Annotated in this window: 12 protein-coding genes and 1 pseudogene; 11 read left to right on the top strand and 2 right to left on the bottom strand. The window is 49.6% G+C overall.

Annotation, left to right across the window (positions count from 1 at the left end):
- The 11 genes from RMS95_RS11605 to RMS95_RS11555 all read left to right on the top strand — a co-directional run.
- The coding region (locus RMS95_RS11605) for a hypothetical protein (RefSeq protein ID WP_310646337.1) at positions 1 to 432 on the top strand (432 nt) is incomplete at its 5' end.
- A gap of 8 nt (positions 433 to 440) precedes the next feature.
- Positions 441 to 1,532: a PDDEXK nuclease domain-containing protein gene (locus RMS95_RS11600; RefSeq protein ID WP_310646335.1), complete on the top strand. Its 1,092-nt coding sequence runs from the start codon at positions 441 to 443 to the stop codon at positions 1,530 to 1,532.
- Complete coding sequence (locus tag RMS95_RS11595; protein WP_310646332.1) at positions 1,529 to 2,119, top strand: ORF6N domain-containing protein; 591 nt, start codon at positions 1,529 to 1,531, stop codon at positions 2,117 to 2,119. Before RMS95_RS11600 ends, RMS95_RS11595 begins: the two co-directional genes overlap by 4 nt.
- Positions 2,116 to 2,712 carry an ORF6N domain-containing protein gene (locus RMS95_RS11590; protein ID WP_310646330.1) on the top strand — a complete coding sequence of 199 codons (597 nt, stop codon included), beginning with the start codon at positions 2,116 to 2,118 and terminating at the stop codon, positions 2,710 to 2,712. Before RMS95_RS11595 ends, RMS95_RS11590 begins: the two co-directional genes overlap by 4 nt.
- Positions 2,709 to 3,992, top strand: a complete 1,284-nt coding sequence (locus RMS95_RS11585) for a LamG-like jellyroll fold domain-containing protein (protein ID WP_310646328.1) — start codon at positions 2,709 to 2,711, stop codon at positions 3,990 to 3,992. Before RMS95_RS11590 ends, RMS95_RS11585 begins: the two co-directional genes overlap by 4 nt.
- Before the next feature lie 79 nt (positions 3,993 to 4,071).
- A complete protein-coding gene (locus RMS95_RS11580) occupies positions 4,072 to 4,827 on the top strand; it encodes a vesicle formation protein (protein WP_310646326.1) in 756 nt (251 codons plus the stop codon).
- Position 4,828: 1 nt separating this feature from the next.
- Positions 4,829 to 5,197: a hypothetical protein gene (locus RMS95_RS11575; protein ID WP_310646324.1), complete on the top strand. Its 369-nt coding sequence runs from the start codon at positions 4,829 to 4,831 to the stop codon at positions 5,195 to 5,197.
- Positions 5,194 to 5,802, top strand: a complete 609-nt coding sequence (locus RMS95_RS11570; RefSeq protein WP_310646322.1) for an excisionase family DNA-binding protein — start codon at positions 5,194 to 5,196, stop codon at positions 5,800 to 5,802. Before RMS95_RS11575 ends, RMS95_RS11570 begins: the two co-directional genes overlap by 4 nt.
- Positions 5,793 to 6,173 (top strand): hypothetical protein, encoded by a 381-nt coding sequence (locus tag RMS95_RS11565; protein WP_310646321.1) that lies wholly within the window; start codon positions 5,793 to 5,795, stop codon positions 6,171 to 6,173. The genes RMS95_RS11570 and RMS95_RS11565 overlap by 10 nt, the downstream gene beginning before the upstream one ends.
- Before the next feature lie 80 nt (positions 6,174 to 6,253).
- On the top strand, positions 6,254 to 6,742 hold the full coding sequence (locus tag RMS95_RS11560; protein ID WP_405023386.1) for an outer membrane beta-barrel protein: 489 nt from the start codon (positions 6,254 to 6,256) through the stop codon (positions 6,740 to 6,742).
- A 158-nt stretch (positions 6,743 to 6,900) separates the two neighbouring features.
- Positions 6,901 to 7,290 (top strand): nuclear transport factor 2 family protein, encoded by a 390-nt coding sequence (locus RMS95_RS11555; protein ID WP_310646318.1) that lies wholly within the window; start codon positions 6,901 to 6,903, stop codon positions 7,288 to 7,290.
- A 31-nt stretch (positions 7,291 to 7,321) separates the two neighbouring features.
- Here RMS95_RS11555 and RMS95_RS15815 read toward each other — a convergent pair.
- Positions 7,322 to 7,624: pseudogene (locus RMS95_RS15815) on the bottom strand (DUF1566 domain-containing protein); the annotation flags it as partial.
- Positions 7,625 to 7,648: 24 nt separating this feature from the next.
- On the bottom strand, positions 7,649 to 8,617 hold the full coding sequence (locus RMS95_RS11550) for a DUF1566 domain-containing protein (protein ID WP_310646316.1): 969 nt from the start codon (positions 8,615 to 8,617) through the stop codon (positions 7,649 to 7,651).
- Positions 8,618 to 8,764: the final 147 nt, after the last annotated feature.

Genomic DNA, 8,764 nt, shown 5'->3' with positions numbered 1-8,764 from the left:
GGCGCCGGGGGCACCAACACCAGCAGCTTCAGCAACAAGGACACCTTCTACTGGCTGCGCGGAGACGCGGGCAGCACGGGTGCCGTGGACGTGGTGTGGGACTTCAATGCCACGGTGGGCGCGAACACCGGCATGAAGCTGGACCTCAGCGGCTTGTTGCAAAACCATGTCAAGGGTGCCACCGACAACTTGAGCGCGTGGATTGCAAACTTCGCCACTTACAGCACCGCAGCAGGCACTTTGGCGGGCAGCGGGGCGCCGGCCAATACGTTTGCTAACGGGACATCAACCACCAGCATGACCAAAATCGTCATCGACGTGGACGGTGCAGGCGCCGGAACGGTGACGCAGACCATCTGGCTGCGCAACTTCACGCCCGCGGGTGACCTCACGGCCACCACGGCGGTGGCCAACGGCTGGTTGGTGGTTTAAGGCTGGCCATGATGCAACACACCGCCTTGCACACCCAAGCCGCCGCGCCTGTGGCCGCGCCCGCGTATGCGTCGTCGCTGGCCGACCTGAAGGGCCGCATCCGCTCGACCCGCGTGCAGGCCAGCTTGGCGGTGAACCGCGAGTTGGTGTTGTTGTATTGGCAGATTGGGCGGGAGATTTTGCAGCAGCGTGCCACGCAGGCGTGGGGCTCGAAAGTGTTGGAGCAATTGGCAAAAGACCTCAAGGCCGAGTTCCCCGAGATGCGCGGCTGGTCATTGACGAATCTCAAGTACATGGCCTTGTTTGCCAAGGCTTGGCCCGAAGGGCTAATTGGTCAGCAGGCTGCTGACCAATTGCCTTGGGCCCACAACTGCTTGCTGATTGACAAGGTCAAAGACCGCCCCACCCGCGAGTGGTACATCCGCAAGACGATCGAGCAAGGTTGGAGCCGCTCGGTGTTGGAGCTGCAAATTGAGACCCAGGCGCATACGCGTTTTGGGGCGGCGCAGTCAAATTTCAGCAGCACTTTGCCCGCGTCGGATTCGGATTTGGCGCAGGGTTTGTTGAAGGACCCTTACACCTTTGATTTCCTAGCGCTCACAGAGGCGACGAACGAGCGCAGCATCGAGCGCGGTTTGGTGGGCCAGATGCGCCAGTTTTTGGTGGAGCTGGGGGTGGGTTTTGCGTTTGTGGGCAATCAGTACCGGCTGGAGGTGGAGGGGGATGAGTTTTTCATCGACCTTTTGTTTTATCACGTGCGTTTGCATCGCTATGTGGTGATTGAGTTGAAGAACACCGAGTTCAAGCCCGAGTACGTGGGCAAGCTGAATTTTTATTTGGCGGCGGTGGACGATTTGGTGCGCGACCCAGCGGTGGACGGGCCCACGATTGGTTTGGTGTTGTGCAAGAGCAAGAAGGGGGCAGTGGCGCAGTATGCGTTGCGCGATATGGGCACGCCCATGGGTGTGTCGACGTACCGCACAGCGTTGCCCGACGCAGTGACAGATTTGCTGCCCAGCGTGCAGGTGTTGACCGAGACGATGGACAGCCTGTCTAGCTCCAATCCCAACCCACAGCAACACAAAGGGAGCCAGCCATGACGCCTCGTTTGCCTGTGCACCCCCAAGCCGCCGCGCCAATGGCCGCAGTGGAAAGCCGCATCCAGACGCTGCGCGGTCAGCGGGTGTTGCTGGACGCGGATTTGGCAGAGTTGTATGGGGTGGATACCAAGGTGTTGAACCAAGCCGTGAAACGCAATATGGACCGTTTTCCGCTCGACTTCATGTTTCAGTTGACGACGGATGAAAAAACAGAGGTGGTCACAAATTGTGACCACCTCGCCAAGCTCAAGTTTTCAAAGAGTTTGCCTTTTGCCTTCACCGAGCACGGCGCGATTCAAGCGGCCAATGTGTTGTCGTCACCCGAGGCGGTGCAGATGGGCATCTATGTGGTTCGTGCCTTCGTGCAGATGCGCAAGTTGTCTGCCACTCACGAAGTGCTCGCCCAACGCCTCGACGCCTTGGAGCAAAAGACCGAGGCGCTGTCGCAGTCCCACGACAACTTGAGCCAGAGCACCCGAGCCCAACTGCGGCAGGTGATCGATACGCTGCGACAGTTGATGACGCCGCCCACGCCACCCAAGCGCCCGATTGGGTTCACGGCAGATGTGAATGGGGGCAAGCCATGACGCCGCGTTTGCCTGTGGGCCCCCAAGTCGCCGCGCCACTAGCCGCAGTGGAAAGCCGCATCCAGACGCTGCGCGGTCAGCGGGTGTTGCTGGACGCGGATTTGGCAGAGTTGTATGGCGTGCAAACCAAGGTGTTGCTGCAAGCCGTTAAACGTAACTTGTTGCGATTCCCTTCTGACTTCATGTTTCAGTTGACGGCGGAAGAGTTCGCCAACTTGAGGTCACAAATTGTGACCTCAAGTTTTGGCAGACATGGCGGTCGGCGAACCGCGCCTTACGCTTTCACCGAGCAAGGGGTGGCCATGTTGTCATCGGTGTTGACCAGCCCGCAGGCCGTGGCGGTGAACATCGAAATCATGCGCACGTTCGTGCGAGTTCGTGGCTTGGCGGCCACCCACGAAGATCTGGCCCAACGTCTCGATGCCTTGGAGCAAAAGACCGAGGCGCTGTCGCAGTCCCACGACAACTTGAGCCAAAGCACGCGCGTCCAACTGCGACAGGTGATCGACACGCTGCGCCAGTTGATGACGCCGCCCACGCCGCCCAACCGCCCGATTGGGTTCACGGCCGATGTGAATGGGGGTCAGCCATGACGCCGCGTGTCGCGATGGCCCGCGTGGGCCAAGAAGTCCCTGCGATGTCCTCATTGGCATTGCACGCTGCGCAAGCCAATGAGGCAGGTGCCGTGACGGGGCAGGTGGTGCAGGGGGCTGGCCGTGAAGGCGGCGACTGGTTGGTGAAGGTGTATGACACCGAGAGCAATTTGTTGGGCGCAGAGTTGGCGCGTGCAGATGGTTCGTTTTGTGTAGACCTTGACCGCAAGCCTGTGACAGCGATGCTGGTGTTGCGCATAACTTGGATGAGAACGGCGGCGAATGACGCGTTTGCCAACCCGCTGAGTGCCGAGGTGGTGCTAGAGACGATGGAGGCGGTGGCAGTTTGGGATGGCGGCACGGTGCATGTGGAGTTGGCCGAGACGGAGGGTGTTCCGGCGAATTTGGCTGCACCCGAGGTCGTGCCCGAGGCCGTGCCCGAGGCCGCACTCGAGGCTGCACCAGTGCCAATGCCAGAGGACTTAACCGCACCCGAACCGGCACCCGCACCCGAAGTGCTTGTGCATCACGCTGAGGTAATGCCTGTGGCCGAGATGGCTCAGCAAGCTCAGGTGACCGGGATGGTCAAAGGGGTGTGTGTCAGCGATGCGTCGACGGTGGTGTCGGGCAAGGCGTCGGCGCGGGTGAAGTTGCCCAACACGCGGATGCAAGGCGGCGGGACGGTGACGGCTTGGTTCAATTTGCAGACGCCTGTGAGCGAGCAGGTGCAGCAGGTGTTTGATTTGAAGTCGCGGGACGGGGCCTTGGCAGCGCTGCTGTTGCAGGACGGCGTTTTGTGGCTACAGGATAAGAGCGGCTACGTGGTGGCACGCTCTGCCAAGAGCTGGTGCATGAGCGCAGGTTGGCACCATGTGGCGATTCAGACGACGGATGCCGTGGGCAGTGGTGCTTCCACGTGTTCGCGCTGGTCGGTGTGGGTGGATGGGGTGGAGGTGCTGACCCAAGAGGGGGTGAGTAGTTTTGCGCTGACCTTGGCGGCTGGGCTCACCAATGTGTGGCGTGTGTCGCTGGGTAACTGCGAGTTGGGCGATTGCCCGATGGCGGGTTGGGTGGGGGGCGCCAAGATTTGGAATGCGGTGTTGACGCCGCAAGAGGTGCGCGATGACACGGCTGCTGTGCTGCGCAACGATGCGGGTTTGAAGGGATGCTGGTTACTGGATGCGGATTTGCGCAATTCGGTAGCGGGCGGCGAACGGGCGGTGTTGTTGGGTTCGGCCAAGTTGGTGTGCGCACCACTGAAGAGGTTCGTGGGAACCTAGGCGTTTGTCGCCACCTGTATGCAGGGGGCATCGCAGTTTTGCGAAACAGTTAAAAATTTTTGAAAAGGAACTTTGAATCATGCCAGCAGCAGAAAACTCCGAAGAAAGCCAAAACTTTTGGCCAGGTTATGTCGACACGTTGGTCAACATGGTGATGTTTCTCATTTTATTGATTGTTGTGTTGGCGATGGCGGTAATGTTTTTTTCAGTCAAAGCACGCAATGACGCTCTGAAGTCAACTGTGCCGTTGAAGGACCCTAACAAAGCCGCGCATGAGAAGGTGTATCCGGGTATGGCAGATGAGCTGCCGCAAAATCCAACGATTCAAGATATGCGTAACTTGATTGATCGCTTGAAAGAAAAACTGTATCAAAGTGAGTTGCGTAATAAGCCAAGCGGATTGAATCCCGTGCTCAAGCCGAATGAGACGAAGATGGGCCAAAGTGAGAGAGTTGAGGATGCGTCTTCCAAGGTGGGTTCGTTGCCTAACGGAGTTCAAGACTTTGCATTACGGCCCAGTACGTTGATCATTCGTTTTCGTCCCGGCGCGTTGGACATGACGGATGCAGAGGCAAACCACATGCACAGTGTGTTTGTGAAGCACTTTGAATATTCGACGGGAAGTGGTCAGAACTTTATGTTGACGGTAGATGCGGCTGAGGGACTGAGTGAGTCCAACCGAATGGCGTTTTACAGGGTGGCTGCAGTACGCAACCGCCTGATGGCGATAACAGGTGTGCCTGCAAGCAAGATTAGTCAAAAGATTTTGGCCGTGCCTGCTAGTGCTTTGACTGGTACAGAAGCACTAGAGGTCCGCATTACCAAGGTCGATTGACATGACTGACCAACACATATTGGTTGGAGACTTGCAGTACGTTTTACGCATCTTTAGAAAGATTCGAATGCAAGATATTCGCGATATTCGCAATATTGATACGGATATGTTGTTTGTTATGGAGAATGGGCAACGTATTTTGTGGCAGTCAGGTGCTTTAAATTCTTTGCAAGAGCCAGAATTAATGTTGGTATTTAAAGATGGAACTCTAAGGGCCCAGCAATTATTGAAGCAACTTGAGAGTATTGATATCAAACAGCCTAATGATGAAAAGCATTTGCTGTTAGATGATTCTCATTTTATCTTGCACTCAGATGCTATGGCATTTCAACAAGCCATGTGTATTGAACAAAAATGGATATTAATATGAAAGCAATCAATTATGTTTTAAATGATGCTACTTGTGGTACATCTCAGGCAGCAAAACTCTTGCAAGTTTCAGTTGGGACTATTCACCACATGATAGAAAGAGGAGAGTTAGATGCTTGGTTAACCGTTGGCGGACATAGGCGAATTCCTTTAGATTCGATTCGAAATTGCCAAATACGCCGTCGCATGCACATCTCAGCGCAACCAGAAAATATTAAGATTTTAGTTTTAGCAGATGACTTTGAGCTTTTTACAAAGCTCAAGTGGATGCTTAGTCCTCTAAATAACGAAGAAGTAGTAAACGTGAATTTCTTTTCTGACCCTATAAAGATGATGTTAGATTTGGATTCTATAGCTCCAAGGTTGGTGGTGCTGGATAAGTCATCACTAGCATTGCTGGGGGGCTTTAGTTGGTTTTCTCAATTTAGAGAGAAGAATAAATATAAACATACACAAATTCTCTTGATTGGAGATGTCTCAGAACCGAGTGAAATGTCTACTGTATTAATTTTTAATGTAGACACAATTTCAAAATCATTTGAAGATTCGTGGCTGAAAGGTTATGTTAGTGCAGTGCTAACGTCAGGTAAATTACTATGTCAGTAACAGAGAATGACTGGCGACTTGCTTTTGTTAATGATTGGAGATCTGCCTGGAGTGATAAAAATATAGAAAAAATATTGTCTTTCTATCAAGACGGGTTTGCCATGAATTCTCCACTTATTTGTGACTGCCTTGGAATTGATAAAGTTCTTTGTGTTGGTAAAGCAGAGTTAGAAAATTATTGCAAATATATTTTTGCGAATTTTCCAGAGTATGTGATTCGTATGGTGGGAACCTCTTTTAAGGGCGAAACAATTACATTGCATTATTATGATTGTTTTGCTAAACTGGTTACTGAGTCCATGCAATTTTCTCCTGATAGAAAAGTTATCAATTCAGTTGCATTCTATTATAGTGTAATAGTATTAATTTAATGTTCAAGATGTTGAATACGTATTCATTGTTAGTCGCAAGGTTTTCGTTCCTTCTTATCACATTATGGAGTTCGCACTCTGTGGCACAAGTCTATCTTGAGCTCGGGTCTTCTTTTGTTGCATATAAAAATTCATTTGGCCCCGCATATGTTAAAACGAATCAACAAATAGGTAGGGTAATCGTTGGCTTTGAATCCTCTAAAACTTGGTCAGGAGAGCTTATGACTGGTATAGCTCAGCTATCTAACAATCCTGTTTATCTGAATAATGTGGCAATGTCAGGTTTAGATATCAAGTTCAACAAAGCGTACGCCGTTTATTTAAAGGGAAATCAATTCATTAGTAACGATTTAAAGTTTTTTGGGCGTGTTGGTTTTGCAAATGTTGCAGGGTCTGGAACCTATCAGGCCGTAACTGAGAAATTTCAAGAAAGTGGCATTTCATATGGCTTAGGTGCTGGAGTGAATTTCAAAGGTGATCAATATCTAAATATCGATTACTTATCAATCATTAATAAAAATGAAATGCATATTAAAGCAGTCAGTATAAGTTACGGCAAGTACTTCTAATTCACTTGATTAGCATTTTTGTTGTATAAAAGGTGTGTCTGTATCAGTTAGAGATCATCTTAATTTATAGATTCAATAGCAAAATAATACTTACAACGTTTCTTTTTTAACAATTATTTGTTATTGAAGGGGTTGCGCCATCAAGTTATGCTTGATTAATGAAAAATACATATGAAGCCTCACCAGTTTATTTGCCAATAGTAGATGGTTGGGGGCAGGAGTTTGCTAATGATTGGCTTAGTGCATGGAATTCAAAAGACCTTGATAAAATTGTTGGGTTTTATGCTGATCAGGTGACCATGATTTCACCAACGGTAACGGAACTAACAGGGCTACAGGAGGGCATTACGTTACAGAAATCCGATATTAAAGAATTATATTCAAAGTTATTTATACAAATACCAGAATTGCATTACTCTCTGGTTGCAGTCGCCGTTGGAATTGATACGCTGACAATTCATTACACAAGTTGCCAATGTGATATGGTTGCAGATGTAATTAAGTTTGATGATTGTTGGAGAGTGACGAAATCGCATACTTATTATTGAACATGGGATACTGTTTTATTTAAACAAAACATTATTTATCACGCACCATGCGTATCGGGTGTAAGGATTCTACAGACTCTGTTGTTGTGTAACCAGATGAAAAATCAACAAGCCATGCTTCGCCTGGTATTTGGACGTTGGGCGATGACGACCAAGTTGCTAGAGTGGGGGTTTGTGGAAACCATGGACTGTTAATTGCAGGAGTATCTTTCGAATGGTCTGCGATTGAATAAAGCTCAACAACGTTAGGTAAACGCCATTTTTTTCCATCAAGGAAAGACTCTGATAATGTTTGAGTATAGGCTAAGGCCCCACTCCAGGAGTAACTGCTTGCGGCGCCTGTACAAGTTGAACCGTTTCAATTCATTCCGACTGCACATCTTTGCCAAATTAGTCTCGTTAGACTATCAAAAACTTCAGAATCTTCGGTTCCTGATGAGGATATAAATCGAGAGTTAGAGGCATATTGCTTTGAAATACCTCTAACTAAGCGAACCGAATATGCAGAGTCTTTGTGGTCAATATTATCGTAAAGATTGTTTTTATTAAAAGTAATATCCCAGGCGCATGTCGGACAAGTTACGTCTGGGGTTGAACTCCAAGTCCATTCGATTGACGTATTCGGAAAAATATTCGTATCTATACCAAGTTGGACACTGCTGCGTCCTCTGTGAGCTAGGCTCATAAGCTCTTCAATTGTTGGAAGTCGCCAATCGCTGTATCCGCAAAGACTAGCATTATTAATCGCCCTAACGTAACTTTCAGTATTACATTTCGAAATGTCGATCACTCCTATGCAGCTGCCGCCAACTTCTGTACCGGCGTACCCCCCATTTTCAGATTGATTAGAGCTAAACCATGTATAGAGATGGCCTTTGTATCGCATGCTTGTAGGCGTTGCATTCTTCGACTCCCACCAAAGCCCCGTTACATTGTCTCTGACGCAGTCCCAAATCTCGCCAGATATTTCTGATCCGTTTTCGTTCCAAGCTACGTTTTGTAGTGTCAAGGGCTTGCCAAGCTGATCCATTTTCGTGTAATCGAACCCGGCCAATCCTGAGCCGAACTTGAGAAGATCTCCCCGCGCAGCGAGAGCATCTCTCCCATACAGACCATCTTGTTGTGTGCCCCAAAGATTAGCTGTCCAGTCAACAAGTGTGCATACTAGTCCACTGCTCCAAGAAACAGGACTAATGCCAAAGTATTCAGAGCATGTATCTATTCCCGAGTCGTTAATTGATCCATGTCGCAACTCATACTCGCTACCGCTAGAACATCCTTGAAGAAATAATACTATCAAAAAAAAATAAATTTTGAATTTGGTCATTTTTATCTAAGGCGGATTCAAGGACGAAGTGCAACACGCTTTAACGAGGCATGGAATACCTCGTGAGGTGTCTTGAATCCTAGTCGCTTTCTGGGGCGATGATTCAATCGGTTTTCAATCATAGTCAATTCCTCATCCGTCACGGTT

The organism is Limnohabitans sp. (genome assembly GCF_031539175.1).
Lineage (GTDB): Bacteria > Pseudomonadota > Gammaproteobacteria > Burkholderiales > Burkholderiaceae_C > Limnohabitans.
This window is presented reverse-complemented; position numbering and strand designations above follow the sequence as displayed.

What these genes read in the sequence shown, in the direction of transcription:
- RMS95_RS11580 (WP_310646326.1), top strand. Translation starts at nt 4,072, where the DNA reads ATGCCAGCAGCAGAAAACTCCGAAGAAAGCCAAAACTTTTGGCCAGGT.
- RMS95_RS11570 (WP_310646322.1), top strand. Translation starts at nt 5,194, where the DNA reads ATGAAAGCAATCAATTATGTTTTAAATGATGCTACTTGTGGTACATCT.
- RMS95_RS11555 (WP_310646318.1), top strand. Translation starts at nt 6,901, where the DNA reads ATGAAAAATACATATGAAGCCTCACCAGTTTATTTGCCAATAGTAGAT.
- RMS95_RS11565 (WP_310646321.1), top strand. Translation starts at nt 5,793, where the DNA reads ATGTCAGTAACAGAGAATGACTGGCGACTTGCTTTTGTTAATGATTGG.
- RMS95_RS11550 (WP_310646316.1), bottom strand. Translation starts at nt 8,617, where the DNA reads ATGACCAAATTCAAAATTTATTTTTTTTTGATAGTATTATTTCTTCAA.
- RMS95_RS11590 (WP_310646330.1), top strand. Translation starts at nt 2,116, where the DNA reads ATGACGCCGCGTTTGCCTGTGGGCCCCCAAGTCGCCGCGCCACTAGCC.
- RMS95_RS11600 (WP_310646335.1), top strand. Translation starts at nt 441, where the DNA reads ATGATGCAACACACCGCCTTGCACACCCAAGCCGCCGCGCCTGTGGCC.
- RMS95_RS11575 (WP_310646324.1), top strand. Translation starts at nt 4,829, where the DNA reads ATGACTGACCAACACATATTGGTTGGAGACTTGCAGTACGTTTTACGC.
- RMS95_RS11595 (WP_310646332.1), top strand. Translation starts at nt 1,529, where the DNA reads ATGACGCCTCGTTTGCCTGTGCACCCCCAAGCCGCCGCGCCAATGGCC.
- RMS95_RS11585 (WP_310646328.1), top strand. Translation starts at nt 2,709, where the DNA reads ATGACGCCGCGTGTCGCGATGGCCCGCGTGGGCCAAGAAGTCCCTGCG.